The organism is Streptomyces sp. NPDC048257 (genome assembly GCF_043201855.1).
Lineage (GTDB): Bacteria > Actinomycetota > Actinomycetes > Streptomycetales > Streptomycetaceae > Streptomyces.
The window spans coordinates 111331-131974 of the sequence record NZ_JBICZI010000004.1 but is presented as its reverse complement, the minus strand read 5'-3'; the positions used below and the strand labels follow the sequence as shown (position 1 = coordinate 131974).

Genomic DNA, 20644 nt, shown 5'->3' with positions numbered 1-20644 from the left:
CGCGGGGCCGGGCGGCGCGCCGCGGGTGCGCGCCGCCCGGCCTCATGGGTGAACCACGCCCGCGCCGGGTCGGCTGAAACGTTCCGGCGGGGGGTCGCGCTCCTACGCTGCCCGAGGATGCCACCGGACCTGCATCCGCGGAACCCGAGGAACGGACTCCCCCATGCGTCTTCGCTCGACCGCCGCCGTGATCGTCGGCGCTCTCGCGCTCGCCCTGCCCACCGCCGGCCCGTCGCTGGCCGACGACCACGGCGAGCGCGCCCTCGGCACGCTGCACTACCGGTACCTCGACGAGGCCGGTTCCGAACGGAACGGGCAGATCCGGCCCGCCGACAACGACACCTGTTACCTGCTGACGCGCACCTCCCGCGACGAGCCGGCCATCGAGGTGCGCAACGAGACGGAGTCGCTGGCGGTCCTCTTCGACAACCGCAGCTGCAACGGCGAGGCGGAGAAGGTGCTGAAGCCGGGGGAGAAGGCGAAGCGGGTGGAGGTCGTCTCGGTCTACTTCAAGCCGGCCGACGAGGCCGACGCCGGCCGGGGCGACAACGGCGGCAACGGCGGCAACGGCGGCAACGGCGGCAACGGCGGCGACGGTGGCGACGGCACCTGGCCGGGCCGGGACGACCAGGGCCGTGACGACGAGACGGACGGGGACCAGGGCGGCAACGGCACCTGGCCGGGCCGGGACGACCAGTCGCGCGACGACCAGACCGGCCAGACCGGCCGGCCCGACCAGAGCCAGAGCCCGGCAGAAGAGGAAGAGGAGGAAGAGGACTTCCTCACCGCCGTCTTCCGCGCCATCGGCTGACCCGGCGGCGGGGGCCCATGGGACAGGGCCGCCCGGGGAGGATTCCTCCCGGGCGGCCCCGTGTCTATCTGCTCAGCTCTCGTTCACCCTGCCCCCGTGGGGTCAGAAGGTGAGCTTCCAGCTGTTGATGTAGCCGGTGTCGAGGCTCGCCTGGTCCGCGACCCGCAGCTTCCAGGTTCCGTTGGCGACCTCGGAGGAGGCGTTCACGGTGAAGGACTGGACGATGTTGTCCGCGCTGCCGCCGGTGCGGTTGCGCAGGTTGTAGACGGTGCCGTCGGGGGCGACCAGGTCGACCCGCAGGTCACCGACGTAGGTGTGGACGATGTTCACGTCCACCTTGAGGGCGCTCGGGGCGTTGCCCGTGCGCGTCACGCTGATCGGGGACTCGACGGTTGCGTTGTCCTTGATCTGGTAGTCCGTGGTGTTCTCGAAGACGTTCGGCTGCGAGGTGCCGACCGTCCAGGTGAACGCCGCGGTGCCGGTCTGGTTCTGCGAGTCGGTCACCGTGACGGTCACGTTGGACGTGCCCGCGGTGGTGGCCGTGCCCGAGATCAGGCCGTTGGAGGAGTTGATCGACAGCCCGGCCGGCAGGCCGGTCGCCGCGTAGCTCAGGGCACCCGGGTTCGTGCTGGTGGCCTGGACCTGCAGGCTGACGGCACCGCCCGTGGCCGTGTTCTGGTTGGCGATCGGGCTGACCGTGACGCCGTTGGAGATGCGGGTGCCGACGGCGATGCCGGCCCACGCGTTGGCGACGTTGTTGTAGATGGCCGAGCCCTGGCCGTAGAGGTCGGCGGCGGCCTTCAGCGTCTGGACGCGGGCTTCGGCGTAGTTGGTGTTCGACTTGAAGTAGCCCACCGTCAGCGCACGGAACCAGATCTTCGAGGCGGCGTCACGGCCGATCGCGGTGACGGGCAGGCCGTCCGCGGTCGGCGAGTTGTAGCTCACGCCGTTGATGACCTTGGCGCCCGAGCCCTCGGAGGCCAGGTAGTACCAGTGGTTGGCCGGGCCCGAGGAGTAGTGGACGTCGATGCCGCCGAGGCCCGAGTACCAGCTGTCCTTGGAGGCGCCGTCCTTGCTCGGCTTGTCCATGTAGCGCAGCGGGGTGCCGTCGCCGTTGATGTCGATCTTCTCGCCGACCAGGTAGTCGCCGACGTCCTGCGGGTTGTTGGCGTAGAACTCGACGGCCGCGGCCATGATGTCCGAGGTCGCCTCGTTCAGACCGCCGGGCTCACCGCTGTAGGTCATGTTGCCGGTGACCGAGGTTAGGCCGTGCGTCATCTCGTGCGCGGCCACGTCGGTGGAGGTGAGCGGCTTGTTGTTGCCCTCGCCGTCGCCGTACGTCATGCAGAAGCAGGAGTCGCTCCAGAACGCGTTGACGTAGTTGTTGCCGTAGTGGACCCGGCTGTACGGGGCCACGCCGTCGTTGCGCAGGCCGTTGCGGCCGTGCACGTTCTTGTAGTAGTCCCAGGTGACCGCGGCGCCGTAGTGGGCGTCACCGCCGGCCGTCTCCAGGTTGGACGGCAGGCCGTTGCCCCAGATGTCGTCCGGGCCGGAGAAGAGCGTGCCGGTGCCGGAGCCGGTGCCGTGGTTGAGGTTGTACGTCTTGTGGCTGCCGCGCGCGGCGTCGGTCAGGTTCCAGGTGCTGCCCGACTGGGTGGTCCCGAGGGTCACCTGGCCGCTGTACATCGTGTTGCCCGTGCCGGTCTCGATGGCCTGCCACTCGGTGATCTTGGCGCCGGTCTTGGCGTTGGTCACCACGTGGAGCTCGTTGGGCGTGCCGTCGTGCTGGAGGCCGCCGACGACGGTCTCGAACGCGAGGACCGGCGCGCCGTCGGCCGCCCAGATCACCTTGCGGGCGCCCTTGGAAGCCTTGGCCTCCTTGGAGCCCTCGGCGTTGGCGGCGGAGACGGCCTGGCTCTCGGCGGCGGCCGGGGTGACCGTGGCGCTGGTGTCCGCGACCTTGATCTCGTGGTTGGTCGCCTTGGTCACGCTCTTGGTGACGCCGTCCTTGGCGTGGACGGTGAGGTCACCACCGAGGACGGGGAGCCCGTCGTAGGTGCGCTCGTAGGTGGTGTGCGTGGTGCCGTCCGCGTCCTGGACCACGTCGCGGACGACGAGCTTCTCGCCACTGCCGAGGCCGAGCGCCTTGGCGGCCTGCACGGTGGTCGAGTTGGCAGCGGCCAGGAGCGTCGCACGCTCCGAGGCGCTGAGTGCGCGGTTGGCCGCGCCCGGGTTGGACTGGGCGGCCTTGGGTGCCTGCGACGCGGTGGCGTCGGCGGTCGCGGTGCCGGTCTGTATACCTACGGCGAGCAGGGCTGCCGCGGCAACGAGCGCGCCGGCTGCGGTGGCACGCCTCTGGGGGGTGGACCTCAACGCAGACTCCTTCTGCAAGGGGGGTTCCGGATGGCTGGGTGGGCCTCCGGGCAGAACAGGGCTGGTGCGATGAACGGTCGAAGATTGCCACTCGCAGCCCCAGATGTCAGGGGCGCGTCAAAAGGTTGGCCGGAAACGGTTCGTTGTCCGAAGATACGTATCCGGTATCCGGACCATTCACCTTCGTGTGCGTCCTGCGCCGTCCGGCATGTGGAACGCCTGGTACCGGTTGCTAACACTTGCGCAACAAGAGACTGCGTTGACCCAAACGGCATTTACCGTACGGGTGTTTGTCGTACTGTTTCCCGGTGCGGCAGATGTTCGTAGCCAGGGGAAGCCACGGACACCTGTCACGGTCATAAACCACGTGCCAGGGGGGCCCATGAGGCATGTCCATTTTCCTGCGCAAAGAGTGGCCAGGGCGGCCCGGGAGTCCCTTGCGCCCGCACGGCGCCTCGGGGACAAGGCCCGTTGGTACCGCCCGGCCGCAATCACCGCCGACTTCCTCGGCGCCGCCATTCCCGTAGGACTCGTCTTCGACGCCGCGCAGCAGGTCCGGCCGGTCTACTGCGCCCTGGCCGCCGCCGTGGCGTGGACCGGGGTGCAGGCGCTGCGCCGGCGCTACGCGGCCCGGGTGCTCGGGGAGTCCCGCGGTGTGCTACCGGTCGTCCATGACTGGCTGATTCTGATCGGCGTCCTGGCCGTGGCGCGCGTGGTGACCGAGGAGGCCACCCCCCGCTTGTCCGCTCTCGGCGCCCTGCTGCCCGCTCTGCTCATCACCGTCGCCGTCCACAAGCTGACCTACCGCCACCTCTCGGCCGCCCGCCGCGAGGCCCAGGCCGTCAGCCGGGTGCTGGTCGTCGGCGAGCCCGACGCGGCCGAGGACGTCATCGCGCACCTCGCCGCCCGCACCGACCACCCGTACGTGGTCGTCGGCGTGGTCCCGGTCGGTGCCGGGCCGCTCGCCAGCGGGGTACCCGTCGCGGCGCGCCTCGACGGATATACGCCCGAGGTCCCGAACAGTGACTCCGCGGCCGTGCTCGGCGCCGTCGCCAGCCACCACGCCGACCTGGTGCTCGTCGCCCCCGGCGTGCGGATCACGGGGGAGCGGCTGCGCCGGATCGCCTGGGCCCTGCACGACGCGGGCCTGGAACTCGCCGTCTTCCCCGGCCTGGTGGAGGTCTCCGTCAAGCGGCTGGAGACCTTGTCCGCGGGCGGGCTCGCCGTGCTGCGCGTCGCACCGCCCGTCAGCCGCGGGGTGCAGACCCTGCTGAAGTCGGCCCTGGACCGGGTGGGGGCCGCGGCCGGCCTGCTCCTGCTCTCCCCGCTCTTCCTGGGGATCGTCCTGGCCATACGCTTCGGCTCGCGCGGCCCGGCCTTCTACCGCCAGCGGCGGATCGGCCGCGACGGCGCCCCGTTCGTCATGTGGAAGTTCCGCACGATGGTCATGGACGCCGACGCCCTCAAGGCCGAGCTGTCCGGGTCCAACGAGAACGACGGCCTGATGTTCAAGATGCGCCGCGATCCCCGGGTGACCCGGGTGGGCCGGCTGCTGCGCCGCACCTCGCTGGACGAACTCCCCCAGCTCATCAACGTACTGACCGGCCACATGTCGCTCGTCGGCCCGCGGCCGCCGCTTCCGGAGGAGGTGGCGAAGTACGACGAGGTCGAGCTGCGCCGGCTCACCGTGCGGCCCGGGATGACGGGGCTGTGGCAGATCAGCGGCAGGTCCGACCTGTCCTGGGACGAAACGATCCAGCTTGACCTGCAGTACGTCGACAACTGGTCCTTCACCAGCGATGTCGACGTGATGGGCCGTACGCTCCGCGCCGTCGTCGACGGTCGCGGAGCGTACTGAGGAACCTGGGCCGCCTGTGCGATCAGCTCTGCTCGCGCCACCACCGGTAGGTGGCGGCGATGCCGTCCCGCAGCGGGACGCCGGGCTTCCAGCCGAGCGAGGTCAGGCGGCTCACGTCCAGCAGCTTGCGCGGGGTCCCGTCCGGCTTGGACGTGTCCCAGGCGAGCCGGCCGCGGAAGCCGGTCACCTCGGCGACCGTCTCGGCGAGCTCCCTGATGGTCAGGTCCTCGCCGCAGCCGATGTTGACCGGCTCGTCGCCGTCGTAGGTGTTCAGCAGCACGGCGCAGGCCGCGGCCAGGTCGTCCACGTGCAGGAACTCCCGGCGCGGGGTGCCCGAGCCCCACAGCGTGACCTCGTCACGGCCCTCGGCGGCGGCTTCGTGGAAGCGCCGGATCAGGGCGGGCAGGACGTGCGAGGACTCCAGGTCGAAGTTGTCGCCCGGGCCGTAGAGGTTCGTCGGCATCGCCGAGATGTACGAGGCCCCGTACTGCTTGCGGTACGACTGGACCTGGACGATGCCGGCGATCTTCGCGAGGGCGTAGGCCTCGTTGGTCGGCTCCAGCGGGCCGGTCAGCAGGGCGTCCTCGCGGATCGGCTGCGGGGCCAGCTTCGGGTAGATGCAGGACGACCCGAGGAACAGCAGCCGGCCCACGCCGGCGGCGTGCGCGCCGCCGATCACGCTGAGCTGGATCTGCAGGTTCTCCTCGAGGAACTGCACCGGGTACGTGCTGTTGGCCATGATCCCGCCGACCTTGGCGGCGGCCAGCACCACGGCGTCCGGGCGGACGTCCTTCAGGTACGCCCCGGTCGCGGCGGCGTCGCGCAGGTCGAGGTCGGCCCGGCCCCGGGTGAGCACCTCGTGGCCGTCGGCGGTGAGCCGCCGGGCGACCGCGGACCCCACGAGGCCGCGGTGGCCCGCGACGAAGACGCGGGCGTTCGGGGGCAGGAGCGGCAGCGAACTTGTCATACCGCCGATGATGCCAGTCCGCTCCCGCGGGGCTCGCAGGGGTCCACGGGGGCGGGCTCCGGCCCGGGGGCAGGAGGCCCGCCCCGGTGCCCCGCCCGGGCCCGGACGCCGTCCCCGCCCCGGCCCGCCGGCCGGGGCGGGGGGACCGGCCCTCGGCCCGGGCCCGGACGGCGCCGGGGCGGCGACCGGAACCAGGGCCGGCCCGGCCTGCGTCCGCTCCGGGCAGGGGCGTCCGCCCCGCCGGGGCGGCCCCGGAGCAGCCGTGTACGGTAACGCAATCCGGCCCCCGGGCCGCGGCCGGGCCGTTCGGTGCGACGCCCGAAGGCCCGCTCCGCACCCACCCCGAGGCACCGCCTCACCCCGAGGCACCGCCTCATCACGACCGACAGCAACCACCATCAAGGGGACCCCATGGGCAAGACCGCACTGATCACCGGTGTCACCGGACAGGACGGCTCGTACCTCGCCGAGCTCCTGCTCTCCAAGGGCTACACGGTGCACGGTCTCGTGCGGCGGTCCTCCAGCTTCAACACGGAGCGGGTCGACCACATCTACCAGGACCCGCAGACCGCCAACCGGTCCTTCGTCCTGCACCACGCCGACCTCTCCGACGGCGTCGCACTCGTGAACCTGCTCCGCGACATACGCCCCGACGAGGTCTACAACCTCGGCGCGCAGTCCCACGTCCGCGTCTCCTTCGACGCCCCGCTCTATACGGGCGACGTGACCGGCCTCGGCGCGCTGCGGCTGCTGGAGGCCATCCGGGCCAGCGGTGTGGACACCCGTATCTACCAGGCGTCGTCCTCCGAGATGTTCGGGGCCACCCCGCCGCCGCAGAACGAGGCCACCCCGTTCCACCCGCGCAGCCCGTACGGCGCCGCGAAGGTCTTCGCGTACTGGACCACGGTGAACTACCGCGAGGCGTACGACATGTTCGCCGTCAACGGGATCCTCTTCAACCACGAGTCCCCGCGCCGCGGCGAGACCTTCGTGACCCGGAAGATCACCCGCGCGGTGGCCCGTATCAAGGCCGGTCTCCAGGACCACCTCTACCTCGGCAACCTCGACGCGGTGCGCGACTGGGGCTACGCCCCCGAGTACGTGGACGCCATGTGGCGGATGCTCCAGCAGGACGAGCCCACCGACTACGTCGTCGCCACCGGGGTGGCCGCGACCGTCCGCGAGTTCGTCGAGTCCTCCTTCACGCACGCCGGTCTCGACTGGACCGAGCACGTGCGCTACGACCCCAAGTACGAGCGCCCGAGCGAGGTCGACGCCCTCATCGGCGACGCCTCCAAGGCCCATGACCTGCTTGGCTGGAAGCCGACGGTCCTGGTGGCGGAGCTGGCGCAGATCATGGTCGACGCCGATATCCGTCAGGTTGAGGACCAACTGGCGGGCGTGACGGTCCGGATCGACCGCTGAGGCCTTATATTTCCCCTACGGTTTGCCGTGTTCCGGTCATACGCCGCAGCTCTGCGGGGGTGTGGCCGGGGTAAACCTGCCGTATGTCCCTTGTGCACCCTCCATGCTGAACCTATTGATTCCAAGTTGGTATGCAATGGGTCAAGGGAGGTGACCGGGCCTTCGTATGAGCCCTAGTCTGCGCCAGTACATATGGCTGTTCGGATAGTTCCAGCCATCAAACCGGGCGATTGCCCTGGGGGGCTCATGCGTAGATCCAGAGGGCTGACTGCTGCCCTCGTCCTGTCACTGGCCGGTGCGGGTACCGGCATAGGCCTGGTGTTGATGCCTCAGGCGTCCGCCATCACGCCGCCTGTGGCATTCACCGCCGACGCGCTGCCGACCTGGCAGCCGGACGGCATCGTCTGGGCGATGGCCCAGGCGAACGGCACCGTTTTCGCCGGCGGTACCTTCTCGGCCGTCCGCCCGCCCGAGGGCGCGGCCGGAGCCGAACAGGATGCCGTGAACTTCGTCGCGCTCGACGCCGCGACGGGCAACCCCACCTCCTGCAAGCTGGCCTTCACCATCGGCGACGGCACCGCCACCGTGCGTACGCTCGTCGTCTCGAAGGACAAGAAGACCCTCTACGCGGGCGGCTACTTCGGCGCCGTCAACGGCACCCCGGTCTCCAGCATCGCGGCCATCGACATCGCGAGCTGCACCCCCAAGGCCTCGTTCCACCCGAGCTTCCCCGCCACCGTGCGCGCGCTCGCCGTCACCGACGACACCCTGTACGCGGGTGGCGACTTCACCACCGTCGAGGGCCAGACCCGCGAGCGGTTCGCCGCCGTGGACGCCTCCTCCGGTGCGCTCAAGCCCTTCGTCGCCAACGTCGACGAGCCGGGCCGCGCGGTCGAGGTCACCCCCGACGGCAAGAACGTCCTCCTCGGCGGCGACTTCTTCACCGTCAACAACTCCAACAGCCACGCCCTGGCCGTGGTCAACGCCACGACGGGCGCGGTCACCAAGACGTACGGCAACATCCCGTCGAACTCGGTCGTCAAGGACATCTCCACGGACGACACCGGCTTCTACACGGGCCACGAGGGCTCCGGCGGCGGCGTCTTCGACGGCCGCATCGGCCTGCGGCTGAGCGACTTCACCGAGAAGTGGCGCGACCGCTGCCTCGGCGCCACCCAGTACGTCCTGCCGTACGAGGGAGTGCTCTACAGCTCCTCGCACGGGCACGACTGCTCCACCGAGCTGGAGTTCCCCGACGGCAAGCGGAACTTCCTGCTGGCCCAGCCGACCAACCACGAAGGCGCCGCCCCCGCGCCCGTGGACGGCTTCGTGCGCGGCCCCGGCAAGCTCGGCTGGCACCCCACGGCCAACGACGGCCTCGGCGAGGGCATCGGCCCGCGCGTCATGTCCGTGGCCGAGAAGAACGACGTCAAGTACATGTGGGTCGGCGGTGAGTTCACCCTCATCAACGGCAAGGCCCAGCAGGCTCTGACCCGCTTCGCCTCCACCGGCGACGTCGGCGCCCCGACCACCCCGGTGGCCAGCGCTTCCAGCGTCAAGCCCGGCGAGGCCCAGGTCCGCTGGCGCACCAGCTACGACGCGGACGACAGCAAGTTGACGTACCGCATCTACCGCAACGGCTCGGCCACCCCGGCCGCCACGGTCACCGCCAGCTCGCTGGAGTGGACGCGTCCCCAGGCCTCCTGGAACGACACCACGGTCAAGGCCGGCCAGAGCTACACCTACCGGGTGACCGCGACCGATGCGGCGGGCAACACCAGCGCCCTGTCGGCCGTGGCCTCGGTGACGGTCCCGACCTCGGTCCAGACGTACCCGAACCAGGTCCGCACGGACGGCGCCCAGCTGTACTGGCGCTACGACGACACGGTCAGCCCGTACGTCGCCGACTCCTCCAACGGTGGCAACACCAGCGGTGTCCAGCTCAACGCCCCGGCCCTGCGCCAGACGCCCGGTGCGCTCTCCGGCACCAGCACGGCGATGGGCTTCAACGGGACCAGCCAGCAGGTGTACAGCGACCACCGTCAGACGGTCGGCAGCACGTTCACCGTCGAGACCTGGTTCAAGACGAACACCACGCGCGGCGGCAAGCTGATCGGCTTCGGCAACAACACCGACCGCAACAGTGGCTCGTTCGACCGCCAGATCTACATGACCAACACCGGCCGTCTGATCTTCGGTGTCCACAACGGGTCGATGCGGACCGTCTCGACGGGCCTCTTCGAGACGTACAACGACAACAAGTGGCACCACGTGGTCGGCACCCAGGGCCCCGGCGGCATCACGCTGTACGTCGACGGCCAGAACAAGGGCTCGCTCAACGCCACCAGCACCACTGCCTACGCGGGCTTCTGGCACGTCGGCGGTGACAACCTCTCCGGCTGGCCGACCCGCCCGACGAGCAACTTCTTCGCCGGTCAGATCGACGAGACGGCCGTCTACCCGTCGACGCTCACCCAGGCCCAGGTCAAGAACCACTTCGACCTGGCCAAGGCGCCCACCGAGTCGGTCTCCGCGGTCAAGACGACCGAGGACACCTACATCAACCAGGGCGCTCCGAGCACCGCCTACGGCACGTCCACCTCGCTCGCGGTGCGCGGCACCTCGGCGTACGAGACGTACCTGCGCTTCAACCTGCCGGCCGCCCCGGCCGGCCAGGTCCTGAAGTCCGCCTCGCTGCAGTTCAAGACCAGCACCCAGGCGGGCGCCGGCACCGCCGACACCGTCAAGGTCGTCCCGGTCACGGGCACCTGGAGCGGCGCGGGCACCACGTTCAACACCAAGCCCACCCTCGGCACCACCCCGCTCGGCAGCATCGCGGGCGTGCCGGACGGCTCCGCGGTGCACAACGTGGAGCTGGACACCACCGCGCTCTCCGCGGTGCTGGGCAACAGCTACAGCCTGGGCCTGACGAGCACGGGCACCGACCCGCTGTGGATCTGGTCCTCCGAGGCCACGGCGGCGGAGGGTACTCCGCAGCTGGTCCTCACCTTCGGCGCGAAGTAAGCGACGAAAGCCGAAACAAGCGCCTGACGGCGTGCGGGGCCCGGCTCTACGTGGCCGGGCCCCGCTGCACACCCCCTTGAGTACGGGAGCCATCCGATGTACCGACGCTCCGCAGCGGCTGCTGTCCTGCTGACCGCCGCCCTGACGCTCACCGCCTGCAGTTCGGGCGGGGACAAGGCCGACTCCGGCGCCAAGCCCAAGCCCCCGGCCTCGTCGTCGGCCCCCGACCCCGCGGACACCCCGCAGCCGTCGGGCTCCGCGGCCGACGCGAAGCCGACGGGTCCCGTCCTGCCCGACGCGAAGCTCACCCCGAAGACGGGCAGCTTCACGGCGCAGGAGAAGAAGTACCTGAGCGGCCGGGTCCCCGAGAAGATGGACCCGGCGGCCGTTCTGCAGACGGGCCAGGAGGCCTGCCAGCGGGTGGCGCGCACCGCGAAGCGCGACAAGGACGCGGCGACCGGCGCGGTCATCACGGGCGAGATCGCGGGCGCCAAGGACGCGATCACGATCCTGTGCCCGGACCAGAAGCCGATCCTCGCCGCGGCGGAGAAGGGCTTCCCCGAAGGCCCCCGTACCTCGCCCGCGGCAGGCAACTACCGGGCGCTGACCCAGGCGACGAACTGCACCTGGGAGGCCAAGGGCAAGGACGGCGCCGTCCTCGCCTCGGGCCCCGAGACCCCGCCCAAGGCGGGCGACAAGATCACGGCGGCGATCCCGGCCGGCACGGCGGAGTTCAACTCCTCCGGCTGCTACGCCTGGATCCCCGCGTAGCCGACCGACAACGCCCCCGAGGACCGGACTCCCGGCCCCCGGGGGCGTTTTCGTACCCGGAACCCGGGTACCCGCGCCGTCACAGCCACAACAGCGGAAGGCGGACCCATGGGCATCGGCGGATGCATCGTCCTGATCGTGGTGGGTGCCATCCTCACCTTCGCCAGCGACTGGGAGATGGAGAGCGTCAACCTCGACCTGGTCGGCCTGATCATGATGGCGGTGGGCGGCATCGGCCTCGCCGTGTACACCAGCATCTACAAGCGCCGCCGGGCCGCGGGCGCGATCCCGGTGGTGGAGGAACACCGCCGGGACGTCATCTGACGCCGCGGCCGGAGCCGTTTCCTCAGTGGCGGATGTTCTCGTAGACCGGCAGGAGGGTGTCCAGGACGGCGTCCATGGAGAAGGACTCCGCGGCCAGTTCGCGGGCCGCGCGGGAGGTCTCCCGGGCGGTGGCGGGGTCCAGCAGGTCCAGGACCGCGGTGGACACGCCCGCCGGGCCCGGCTCGATCGCGCGGCCGGCGCCCGCCCGTGTGATGTCCCGGGCCAGGCCGTTGGAGTGGGTCACCACCGACGGGACGCCCACCGCGAGGGCCTCCAGGACCGACATGGGGAACGGCTCGTCCACCGAGGGCAGGACGTACACGTGCGCCCGCCGCAGCTCCGCCAGCACCTGCGCACTGGACAGGGCCCCCGGGACCGTGAACCGGCCGGTGAGGCCCAGGGCCCCGATCCGGTCCCGCACGGCAGCCAGTTCGCCCTCGTCCGGTCCCGCGACCACGAAGTGGGCCTCCGGGTGCGCCGCGAGGACCGCCGGGGCCGCGTCCACGAAGTCCACCGGCCGCTTACGGGCCTGCAGGCGCGCCGAGTACAGGATGCGCGGCGGGCCGCTCAGCGGCGGCCGTTCCTCCTGCGCCGGGGTCCCGTTGACCAGCCGGACCGCCTGCGCCAGCGGCGCCCCGACCACCGCGTCCAGCCCCTCCCGCTCGTGCGGGGTCAGGTACAGCACCGCGTCCGCGCCGCGCAGCAGCCGGCGTACCGCCACCGCGTCCAGCACCTTCGCCAGCAGCTTCTCGCTCGGGTCCACCATCCCGTGGGTCTGCAGCACCAGCGGCTTGCCCGCCCGCAGCGCCGCCAGGGCCACCGGCAGCGTCACCAGGTCACGCGCCAGGTGGACGTGCACGACATCGGCGTCCCGCACCAGCCGCCCGGCCGAGGCCAGCAGCGCCGGCGAGGTCATCCCGCTGAAGCCCAGGGGGAGCAGCCGGCGGGCCGGGAACAGCTTCGCCGGAACGCCCTCCACGGAGGTCGGCCACTCCTCGAAGCCCTCGCCGAGTGCGAGCAGCCGCGCCTCGTGGCCCCGGTCCCGCAGCCCCTTCGCCAGGTTCAGCGCGACCCGGACCGGACCGCCGAAGGCGTGCGAGGGGGAGTGGAGCGTGACGGCGTGCAGGACTCTCACTTGGGCTCCTCGACCGGGCGGCGCTGCCCGTCCATCGTCTGCAGGGTCAGTGCGGGAAGGTCTCTGTGGACCACCGCACCGGCACCCGCGACCGCGCAGCGGCCCAGCGTGACCCCGGCCAGCACGGTCGCCCGTACGGCCACCCACGCGCCGTCCTCGACCACGATCGGGGCGTTGCGGTAGCGGAAGTCGGCGACCCGGTGGTCGTGCGAACCGGTGCACAGCATGGCCTCCTGCGAGACGCACACGTTCGCCCCGATGGTCACCGGCTCCAGGTTGAGCAGCCAGGCGCCCTCACCTATCCAGGTGTGGTCCCCGACTTCGAGCTTCCACGGCCACAGCACCCGCACCCGGTGCCGGATCAGCACGCCCTCGCCGATCTTCGCCCCGAACGCCCGCAGCAGCGCCACCCGCAGCCGCGCCGGACAGAACCAGCTCATGAACAGCGTGTTCATCACGGCGAACCAGAGCGCCTGCATCAGCAGCCCGCGCCCCTTGTCGTACCCGGCCAGCGTGAAGGAAGGAAGATCCCGCAACTGTCGCCCCCATCTGCACTCCGCCGCCGCCTCCCCGGGCGTGGCCCGCTCAGACTAGACTGCGCGCGGACCAGGCACATCGGGTGGGGGCGGCAGTGACGACGGACATACGCAAGCCCTCCGCAGCGCCCGCGAAGCAGCCCGCTCCGTCCCCCTTCGAGGACGAGAGCCTGTGGGGCCGGGCCACCCTCCCGCGCACTCTCCTCTCGCGCGCGCTGTCCGTCCCGCTCGCGCTCGGATTCACCGTCTTCCTCCCGCTGTTCGTCGCCCTCCAGTCGGGCGCCGGCGCCCGCGACGCGGCGTTCTGGCTCCAGCTGCTGCTCACCATGTACGCAGGCGCCCGGCTCTCCGCGATGGTGCTCACCAGCCGCCGCAAGCTGCTCCAGGGCTCCTTCTGGCTCTTCGTCTACATGGCCATGGGGGTGGCCCCGCTCGCGCAGGCCGTCCTCGGCCAGGTCCCCACCCCGGTCGTCGGCCCGCGCTCCGACCTGACCGTCGCCATCGGGCTCGTCCTGCTCGGCTGCACGGCCTTCGACGTCGGCGTGCTGCTGGCCCGGCACCGGCCGGCCGGGCGCGCGGGCGGCTCCCAGAAGGAGTCGAAGCCCGTCATGACGCACCGGCGCCGGCTCCAGCTCCTGACGGTCCTGTCGTTCCTGTGCAGCGCCGTCTTCATCATGAAGCTCGGCGGCCCGGCGGTCTTCTTCTCCAGCCGCCAGGAGATCATCGCGGGCATCGAGGAGGCGGGCGTCTCCAACGGCGACGGCCAGGCCGGCCAGGCCCTGCTGCGCGGCTTCGGCACCGTACCGGCGCTGCTCGCGCTGCTCCTGTACACCCGCTGGCTGATCACCTCGAAGTTCGCCCGCCGCAAGGTGTCGATCATCGTCACGTGGGCGGCGCTCGCCGGCCTCAACCTGATCGTCAACAACCCGATCTCGAACCCGCGCTACTGGTTCCTGACGGTCATGTTCGCGCTGCTGTTCACCGTCTTCCCGGTGAGCGCGGCGATGTACCGGGTGGCGCTGTCGATGGCGGTCGTCGTCGCCCTCCTGGTCTTCCCGTTCGCGGACCGCTTCCGCTACGACGAGAAGAACTACCGGCCGGTCGAGACCACGTCCTTCCTGGAGCCGATGGCTCTCAAGGACTACGACCAGATCGGCATGTTCGCGAACACCATCACCTTCTCGAACTCCGGCCCCGGCCACTTCTACGGCCGCCAGCTCGCGGGATCGGTGTTCTTCGCGGTGCCGCGCGCGGTGTGGCCCGGCAAGCCGCGGGACACGGGCGTGATGGTCGGGCAGTGGATGGGCACGGTCAACACCAACCTCTCCTCCCCGATCTGGGCGGAGCTGTGGCTCGACTTCGGGCCGCTCGGGATGGGTGCGGGGCTGCTGGGCATGGGGTACGCCTCGGCGCGGGTCGACCGGCGCTATGCGAAGCGGGCCACCCGGCGGAGCCCACCGGGCAGCCTGATCTCGGTGGTGGTCCCGCTGGTCGCGGGCTACTCCTTCATCCTGCTGCGCGGACCGCTGCTCCAGGCGTCCGGACGCGTGGCGATCGCGGCCCTCTGCCTTGCGCTGGTCGCGACCTACCGCACGGACAAGTCCACCACCCTCCGCTGACCGCGCCCCGCCGCTTCCCGGGGCTCCGCCCCGGACCCCGCGCCTCAAACGCCGGCGGGGCTCTTTCAGCCCGTCCGGCGTTTGAGGACCGGGTCCGGGCAGAGCCCGGGGAACGGTGGAAGGGCGGGGCGGGGAGAAGCGCCGCGCAGCGGATCAGGCGGCAGGAGCCGGCACGGGCTCGGTGTCCCGCGAGGCGGCGCCGGCCGGGAGGCGCGTGACGCGCCACCACGCGGCCAGGGCCTTGAGGGCCGAGCCGGCCGCCAGGCCCCACGCGGCGCCCGCCACCCCCCACACCGCGTACCCGCCCAGCAACAGCCCCACGGACAGCAGCGAGAAGACCACCTGCAACGACAACGTGGCCTTCGGCGCGAGCACCCGCAGGGTGAGCAAGGCGCACGTGCCGAGCCCCATCACCGCGTACTGCGCCCCCGTGGCCGGCAGCAGCGCCGACGCCGCCCCCCACGTGTCGCCGAGGAGTTCCCGGCCCAGCCGCTCCGGCAGCAGGTACAGCACCGTCGCCCAGCCCGCGCCGACCGCCGCGAGGACGAGCCCCAGCGCGGCCGTGGCCCGCACCGTGGCCCGCTTGCCGCCGAGCCGCCCGAGCACCGGCGGCCCGAAGGCGTTCGCCGAGTTGAACAGCACGTTCAGCGGCCCGAACAGCGTGGTCGCACCCCGCAGCGCGCCGACGGCCAGCGGCGTCGCGAAGACGCCGAGGCCCAGGACGGCGAGCTGGCTGGAGCCGTTGCCCACCGCGAACTCGACCACGAACCGCTGCCCGAGGTGACCCCGCCGCAGGTACGGACGCAGGTCGGCCCGGCTGCCGCGCACGTACGGCCGCAGCAGCCACAGCCCCACCCCCAGCGCGGGCAGCGCGGAGAGCCCCCACGCGAGCACCAGCCGCCCCGCCGAGGCCCCTTCGGGCTGCACGGCCAGCGCCGCGACCACGCACGCCAGCCGCAGCGCGTCGGCGGCCAGCGCCCGCTCGGGGGCGCGCAGCGCGGAGAAGCAGTACCGCAGGCCGTCCTGGAGGAGCACCAGGGGCAGGACGAGGCCCAGCGCGAGGAACGCCGTCCCGGTGGCCCCGGGCAGCACGAGGCCCACCACCACGAGCAGCGCGCCCACGGCGGCCGACGCGGCGGCGGTGAAGCCCACGGCCGAGCGGCATGCGGCGCCGAGCCGCCCGCCCTTCTCCAGCACCAGGCTCTGGCCGACGTAGGCCATGTTCAGTCCGAGGAGCACGCTGAAGGTCACGTACACCATCGAGAAGTCGGCGAAGCCGGACGCCGAGGACAGCCGGGCGGCCAGCACCAGCACCAGGATGTTGGTGGCGCTGGACGCTGCCTGGTCAAGGACGGACGCGACGGCGGCGAGGCCGCGTCGGCTCATCTGCGGCCCATGCGGACGGTGCGCAGCGCGACGGTGTCGGTGCCGTCACCGGGGATGTGCTGTTCGGGCTCGGCCACTTCGTAGGGGATCGGCTGGGGCTGCGGCACGGACTTCCCGGGCTTCGGGGCGGTCCCGGGGCCCCCGCCGGGGCCGGTCGGGGCCGGGCCGCCCTTGTCCTTGCCGCGCCCGCGCTTCTCGCCGGGCAGCGGCGCGTGCAGCACCGCGCCGAGCACGGTGCCGCCGGCGCCGCTGATCAGCTCGCGGATCCGGGACAGGTCGGTGCGGTGCACGGCGCGCGGGTCGCAGACGACCAGGACGCCGTCGACGCGGTCGACGAGGGCGAGGGCGTCGGCGTAGGAGAGCACGGGAGGCGCGAGCACGACCACCGTGGAGTTGGGGGAGTCGGCCTCGGAGATCAGCCGGGTGGCGCGGGCGGAGGTCAGCGAGCGCGGGACGTTGCGCGCGCGCTCGCCCGGGATCAGGTCGAAGGAGCCGGACTCCCCGGCGTCCACGACGAGCTGGCGTCCGTCGGGCCACTCGGTGTCCGAGTGGCGTCCGCCGCCGGTCGGGCTGCCCGGGGTCTGGCTCCAGCGCGGCCGGCCGCCGGCGTCCGTCGGCAACTGGCTGGCCAGGACCGGGGTGCGCAGGTCGGCCTCGATGAGGAGCACGTCCTTGCCGGTCTCCGCGAAGGAGGCGGCGAGGTTCACGGCCACCGCGGCGGCGGTCTCGCTGCTGCCGCGCGGGGCGACGACGAGCAGGCGGCGCCGGTCGGCGAAGCGGGAGTCGTAGGCGAGGCGGAAGGCCACCGAGCGGTATTCCTCGGCGAGCCGGGGATCGGCCTCACCGGCGGCGAGCAGCGGTCCGCCGCCCGTCCGGTCCCGGGGCAGATAGCCCAGGACGGGCGCGCGCAGCGCCCGTGCGACATCGCCCTCGGAGCGCGGGGCCGGGTCGAAGACGAGCCGGACCCATGCGGCCAGCAGGCCGAGGGCGAGGCCCACGGCGGCGCCGAGCGCGAGGGACATCAGGATGCCGGGGCCGTCGGCTCCGGGGGGCGCGGTCGCGGCGCTGGTGACGCGGCCCGGGGTCATGTCCAGGGCTTCAAGCTTGGTGATCTTGGTGTTGTAGCCGCCGACCTCGCTCTGCAGGTCGGTCTTGGAGGAGCTGGCGGCGTCGCGTCCGGCGCCGGCCGGCATCCGGGCGATCTCCTTCGACAGCTCGTCGAGCTGCTTGGAGATCGGATCGCGCTGCTCCTTGTACCCCTTGACCATCTTGTCGCGGGTGGCGTCGAGGGACTCCTGCCGCTTGAGCAGGTACGCCTCGGTCATCGCGTTGGCGCGCTTGGCGGCCTCCTTGGGGGAGTCCGCCGTGTACGTGAAGCGCAGCACCATGGTCTGCGGCGGGTTGGTCACCTGAAGGCCGCTGCGCAGGGCGGCGAAGCCGGAGGCGGTCACGCCGAGCTTCTTCGCCGCCTCGTTGGCTATGGAGGAGCTGAGCGCGACCTGGCGCTCCGAGCCGATGTTGATCGCCTTGTCCGGCGCGAGGCTGGGGTTGAACGGGTCGTCGGTGGGCGCGCGCAGGACGACGTCGGCGGTCGCGACATAGGTGTCGGCGGTGGAGATACCGAGGTAGACGCCGCCCAGCAGACCGATCCCGATGCCCGCGCCGATGAGCCTGCGGTAGCGCAGGAGCTGCCGGAACTGGTCTCTGAGGAGATCCGGTTCGTCGTCGGCCGGTGCCGCTGCAGGGCGGTTCGTCTCGATCACGGCCGGGGTCCCCCAAGTGCTTCGTCTATCAGTGCGTCGATGCGGGCCAGGCCCGCTTCGCGGCTCAGATGGGCCGCCACGTGGCGGGGTCCGGCCGCTCCCAGTGCGTCCGCGCCTTCGGGGTCCTCGGCCAGGGCCCGTACGGCCTTCAGCAGGGCCTCCGGGTCCTCCGGCGGTACGAGTACCCCCGCGCCCGAGCGTTCCACTTCCTGGGCGGTACCACCCTGCGCCGCCACGGAGGCGACGACGGGACGGCCGGTCTGGAAGTAGGAGGTGAGCTTCGACGGGACGCTCATGTCCAGCACGGCGGCGTGCTGCGTGACCGCGAGAACGTCCGCCGCCGCGAGGATATCCGGGAACTCGCCGTCAGCGGCAGGGGGGATGATGTCCAGATTCGGCACATCCGCCGCGAGGTCGGCCAAAGCCGACCGCTGACTGCCGTCGCCCATCAGGACGAAACGGACGCTCGGATCCAGCCGGGCGGCGCCCACGAGGACTTCGAGGCCCTGCTTGAGGCCCATGTTCCCGGAGTGCAGGACGACGGTCTCGCCGGGCGCCCAGCCGAGGTGGTGGCGGGTCTCGCCGCGCGGCTTGGTGGGTACCGAGACGTGGGACCAGTTGGGGACGAGACGGATCCTGTCCGGGTCCACGCCCATGCCGACGACCCGGTCCACGAAGGTTTCGTGGATGACGCCGACGAGGGTGGCGCGCTTGAGGGCGTACGCCTCGGCGCGGCCGGCGATCGCGGCGGCCTTGTCGCCGCCGCTGATCCCGCTCTGCGCGGCGGCGGCGCCCATCAGGTCCTGGACGACCGGGACGTACGGGACCTTCCACCGCGCCGCGAGCCGGGCGGCGAGCACCCCGCCGGCCAGGCTGGGCATCTGGGCGAGGACCGCGTCCGGTCTGGGCATCCGGGGCGGGGCCACGGCGCCGTGCAGGAGAATCGATCCTTCGAAAAGGGCGCGCTTCACGGCGGTCTGGCGCGGCGGCACGGTGTGCGCACGCCGGTGCACGGTGACCCCCGCGCGCTGTTCCGTGCGCCGGAACGCGCCCTTGTACTCCGGTTCGAGCGACCACGCCGGGTAGTGCGGCATGCCCGCCAGCACGTGGGTCTCGTGACCGAGATCCGCCCAGTGCTCCGCGATCTGGGTGGCGTACGGGCCGATCCCCGCGTGCTCCGGAGCGTAATTGGTGGAAACCAGCAGCATGCGCCGGTGACCGGATCTGGACACTGAGCGTCCCCTTCTCCCCTGGATGATGCGCACGTCACCCTATTCGTTCACCCACGTGGTGCGGAACGTGCACGCTATTGTCTGCTAATCCGCTACACCGGGGGGTGTGGCTGCTGGGGGTAAATGATGACGGAGCACGACATGTCCGACCTTGCTGCGCCTTCGCGCAGGCCGTATCGAGTCGGCTACGCGCCCGGCGCCTACGATCTGTTCCACATAGGGCACCTCAACATCCTTCGGCACGCCCGGAGCCAGTGCGACTACCTCGTCGCCGGAGTGGTCTCCGACGAGATGGCCGAGCTCGCCAAGGGGCGCCGCCCGATGATCCCGCTGGTCGAGCGGCTGGAGATCGTCCGCAGCGTCAAGTACGTGGACGCCGCCTTCGTCGAGACGGTCCCCGACAAGGTGGAGACCTGGAAGCAGGTCCGCTTCGACGTCATCTTCAAGGGCGACGACTGGCGCGGCACGCCCAAGGGCGACCGGCTGGAGAAGGACTTCGCCGCCCACGGCGTCGACGTCGTCTACTTCCCCTACACCGTGCACACCTCCAGCACCCAGCTGCGCCGGGCACTGGACGCGCTCGCGGAACCCGCCACGCCTCCGGGCCAGGTCACCGGCGAACGGCGCTGAGCTCCCGGAACCACTTCGCGAGGAACGCCAGCAGGAACAGCACGGCGACCACGCCCAGCCCCGCGTACGCCCAGGTGAACAGCTTCCCGCCGCCCAGCAGCAGGAACACCAGGCAGAACACCCCGTAGTCCACCGGCAGCAGGGCCACCGCGCGCAGGGTCGACGGCGCTGCGGCGGGGCTGCCGGGGGCCGGCTTCGGTTTGAGCTTCTCGGTCAGCAGCCCGCCGAAGAAGGTCACCACCGCGGCGAACTGGAAGCCCAGCGGCACCAGCAGCCAGCCGTCCCCACCCGTCCCGTACGCCCCGGGGAAGCGGTAGAAGGCGATCAGCACGCACGAGTGCAGGGCGGTGAGCTTGGCGGCGTCCACGACGTGGTCGAGCCACTCGCCGGCCGCGCTGCCGCCCCCGCGCAGCCGGGCCAGCTGCCCGTCCGCGGAGTCGAAGGCGAAGCCGACGGCGAGGGCGGCCCACACCGCGATCCCCAGCCCCCACGAGGGCGCGGCGAACGCGACCGCGGCCACGGCGGCGAAACTGAAGGCCGCACTGATCAGCGTCACCTGGTTCGGCGTGAGCCCCAGCGCGTACGAACCGGCGGCCAGGTACCGTCCGACGGGCCGGTTGACGAACCGGGAGTAGAGCGACACCCCCTTCGCCGACTTCTGCGCCCCGCGCAGTTCCTGCAGCGCGGTCGTGACTCTGCCCATGCAGGGACCCCCTCCGAGACGATGTCGAACACATCATCGCAGTACGAACGAGGGCACTGGTTCCGGATCTGCGGGTACGTCCGGAAC

General features: G+C 71.6%; 16 protein-coding genes. 8 read left to right on the top strand and 8 right to left on the bottom strand.

Annotated features, from left to right (window positions below):
• Positions 1 to 163: 163 nt before the first annotated feature.
• Positions 164 to 811 (top strand): hypothetical protein, encoded by a 648-nt coding sequence (locus ACGFZK_RS11175; RefSeq protein WP_393848601.1) that lies wholly within the window; start codon positions 164 to 166, stop codon positions 809 to 811.
• Between the two features lie 102 nt (positions 812 to 913).
• On the opposite strand, the gene ACGFZK_RS11170 is transcribed toward ACGFZK_RS11175, so the two are convergent.
• Positions 914 to 3184, bottom strand: coding sequence for a M4 family metallopeptidase (locus ACGFZK_RS11170; protein WP_393848600.1), 2271 nt, complete (start codon positions 3182 to 3184; stop codon positions 914 to 916).
• A 382-nt stretch (positions 3185 to 3566) separates the two neighbouring features.
• Here ACGFZK_RS11170 and ACGFZK_RS11165 point away from each other — a divergent pair, with 382 nt between their 5' ends.
• Complete coding sequence (locus tag ACGFZK_RS11165) at positions 3567 to 5042, top strand: sugar transferase (protein WP_393848599.1); 1476 nt, start codon at positions 3567 to 3569, stop codon at positions 5040 to 5042.
• A gap of 22 nt (positions 5043 to 5064) precedes the next feature.
• Here ACGFZK_RS11165 and ACGFZK_RS11160 read toward each other — a convergent pair whose 3' ends face one another.
• Complete coding sequence (locus ACGFZK_RS11160; RefSeq protein ID WP_393848598.1) at positions 5065 to 6009, bottom strand: GDP-L-fucose synthase family protein; 945 nt, start codon at positions 6007 to 6009, stop codon at positions 5065 to 5067.
• A 411-nt stretch (positions 6010 to 6420) separates the two neighbouring features.
• Here ACGFZK_RS11160 and gmd point away from each other — a divergent pair, with 411 nt between their 5' ends.
• The 4 genes from gmd (at position 6421) to ACGFZK_RS11140 (ending at position 11553) form a co-directional block, all read left to right on the top strand.
• Positions 6421 to 7434 (top strand): GDP-mannose 4,6-dehydratase, encoded by a 1014-nt coding sequence (gene gmd / locus ACGFZK_RS11155; RefSeq protein WP_266605102.1) that lies wholly within the window; start codon positions 6421 to 6423, stop codon positions 7432 to 7434.
• Positions 7435 to 7680: 246 nt separating this feature from the next.
• Positions 7681 to 10458, top strand: a complete 2778-nt coding sequence (locus tag ACGFZK_RS11150) for a LamG-like jellyroll fold domain-containing protein (RefSeq protein ID WP_393848597.1) — start codon at positions 7681 to 7683, stop codon at positions 10456 to 10458.
• A 96-nt stretch (positions 10459 to 10554) separates the two neighbouring features.
• Entirely contained in the window at positions 10555 to 11229 is a 675-nt protein-coding gene (locus tag ACGFZK_RS11145) for a hypothetical protein (RefSeq protein WP_393848596.1), read from the top strand.
• Positions 11230 to 11337: 108 nt separating this feature from the next.
• Positions 11338 to 11553: a DUF6458 family protein gene (locus ACGFZK_RS11140; protein WP_393848595.1), complete on the top strand. Its 216-nt coding sequence runs from the start codon at positions 11338 to 11340 to the stop codon at positions 11551 to 11553.
• 22 nt (positions 11554 to 11575) lie between these two features.
• Here ACGFZK_RS11140 and ACGFZK_RS11135 read toward each other — a convergent pair whose 3' ends face one another.
• Both ACGFZK_RS11135 and ACGFZK_RS11130 read right to left on the bottom strand, forming a co-directional pair.
• Positions 11576 to 12688: a glycosyltransferase gene (locus ACGFZK_RS11135; protein ID WP_393848594.1), complete on the bottom strand. Its 1113-nt coding sequence runs from the start codon at positions 12686 to 12688 to the stop codon at positions 11576 to 11578.
• On the bottom strand, positions 12685 to 13224 hold the full coding sequence (locus ACGFZK_RS11130; protein WP_393848593.1) for a WcaF family extracellular polysaccharide biosynthesis acetyltransferase: 540 nt from the start codon (positions 13222 to 13224) through the stop codon (positions 12685 to 12687). Before ACGFZK_RS11130 ends, ACGFZK_RS11135 begins: the two co-directional genes overlap by 4 nt.
• 95 nt (positions 13225 to 13319) lie before the next feature.
• Here ACGFZK_RS11130 and ACGFZK_RS11125 point away from each other — a divergent pair, with 95 nt between their 5' ends.
• Entirely contained in the window at positions 13320 to 14843 is a 1524-nt protein-coding gene (locus ACGFZK_RS11125) for a hypothetical protein (protein WP_393848592.1), read from the top strand.
• Between the two features lie 153 nt (positions 14844 to 14996).
• Here ACGFZK_RS11125 and ACGFZK_RS11120 read toward each other — a convergent pair whose 3' ends face one another.
• The 3 genes from ACGFZK_RS11120 to ACGFZK_RS11110 are packed head-to-tail and all read right to left on the bottom strand — an operon-like array spanning position 14997 to position 19200.
• Positions 14997 to 16229, bottom strand: a complete 1233-nt coding sequence (locus ACGFZK_RS11120; protein ID WP_393848591.1) for a hypothetical protein — start codon at positions 16227 to 16229, stop codon at positions 14997 to 14999.
• Positions 16226 to 17992 carry a lipopolysaccharide biosynthesis protein gene (locus ACGFZK_RS11115; RefSeq protein WP_393848590.1) on the bottom strand — a complete coding sequence of 589 codons (1767 nt, stop codon included), beginning with the start codon at positions 17990 to 17992 and terminating at the stop codon, positions 16226 to 16228. The genes ACGFZK_RS11120 and ACGFZK_RS11115 overlap by 4 nt, the downstream gene beginning before the upstream one ends.
• Positions 17989 to 19200, bottom strand: coding sequence for a glycosyltransferase (locus tag ACGFZK_RS11110; RefSeq protein ID WP_393848929.1), 1212 nt, complete (start codon positions 19198 to 19200; stop codon positions 17989 to 17991). Before ACGFZK_RS11110 ends, ACGFZK_RS11115 begins: the two co-directional genes overlap by 4 nt.
• A 150-nt stretch (positions 19201 to 19350) precedes the next feature.
• Here ACGFZK_RS11110 and ACGFZK_RS11105 point away from each other — a divergent pair, with 150 nt between their 5' ends.
• The gene (locus ACGFZK_RS11105) at positions 19351 to 19854 is read left to right on the top strand and encodes an adenylyltransferase/cytidyltransferase family protein (RefSeq protein ID WP_393848589.1); all 504 of its coding nucleotides are present in this window, start codon (positions 19351 to 19353) and stop codon (positions 19852 to 19854) included.
• Here ACGFZK_RS11105 and ACGFZK_RS11100 read toward each other — a convergent pair.
• Positions 19835 to 20557, bottom strand: coding sequence for a CDP-alcohol phosphatidyltransferase family protein (locus tag ACGFZK_RS11100; protein WP_393848588.1), 723 nt, complete (start codon positions 20555 to 20557; stop codon positions 19835 to 19837). The genes ACGFZK_RS11105 and ACGFZK_RS11100 overlap by 20 nt on opposite strands.
• Positions 20558 to 20644 lie beyond the last annotated feature (87 nt).

Excerpts from the sequence above, each read along its gene's own strand:
- ACGFZK_RS11175 (WP_393848601.1), top strand. The coding sequence starts at position 164 with ATGCGTCTTCGCTCGACCGCCGCCGTGATCGTCGGCGCTCTCGCGCTC.
- ACGFZK_RS11165 (WP_393848599.1), top strand. The coding sequence starts at position 3,567 with ATGAGGCATGTCCATTTTCCTGCGCAAAGAGTGGCCAGGGCGGCCCGG.
- ACGFZK_RS11160 (WP_393848598.1), bottom strand. The coding sequence starts at position 6,009 with ATGACAAGTTCGCTGCCGCTCCTGCCCCCGAACGCCCGCGTCTTCGTC.
- gmd (WP_266605102.1), top strand. The coding sequence starts at position 6,421 with ATGGGCAAGACCGCACTGATCACCGGTGTCACCGGACAGGACGGCTCG.
- ACGFZK_RS11150 (WP_393848597.1), top strand. The coding sequence starts at position 7,681 with ATGCGTAGATCCAGAGGGCTGACTGCTGCCCTCGTCCTGTCACTGGCC.
- ACGFZK_RS11145 (WP_393848596.1), top strand. The coding sequence starts at position 10,555 with ATGTACCGACGCTCCGCAGCGGCTGCTGTCCTGCTGACCGCCGCCCTG.
- ACGFZK_RS11140 (WP_393848595.1), top strand. The coding sequence starts at position 11,338 with ATGGGCATCGGCGGATGCATCGTCCTGATCGTGGTGGGTGCCATCCTC.
- ACGFZK_RS11120 (WP_393848591.1), bottom strand. The coding sequence starts at position 16,229 with ATGAGCCGACGCGGCCTCGCCGCCGTCGCGTCCGTCCTTGACCAGGCA.
- ACGFZK_RS11110 (WP_393848929.1), bottom strand. The coding sequence starts at position 19,200 with ATGCTGCTGGTTTCCACCAATTACGCTCCGGAGCACGCGGGGATCGGC.
- ACGFZK_RS11105 (WP_393848589.1), top strand. The coding sequence starts at position 19,351 with ATGACGGAGCACGACATGTCCGACCTTGCTGCGCCTTCGCGCAGGCCG.
- ACGFZK_RS11100 (WP_393848588.1), bottom strand. The coding sequence starts at position 20,557 with ATGGGCAGAGTCACGACCGCGCTGCAGGAACTGCGCGGGGCGCAGAAG.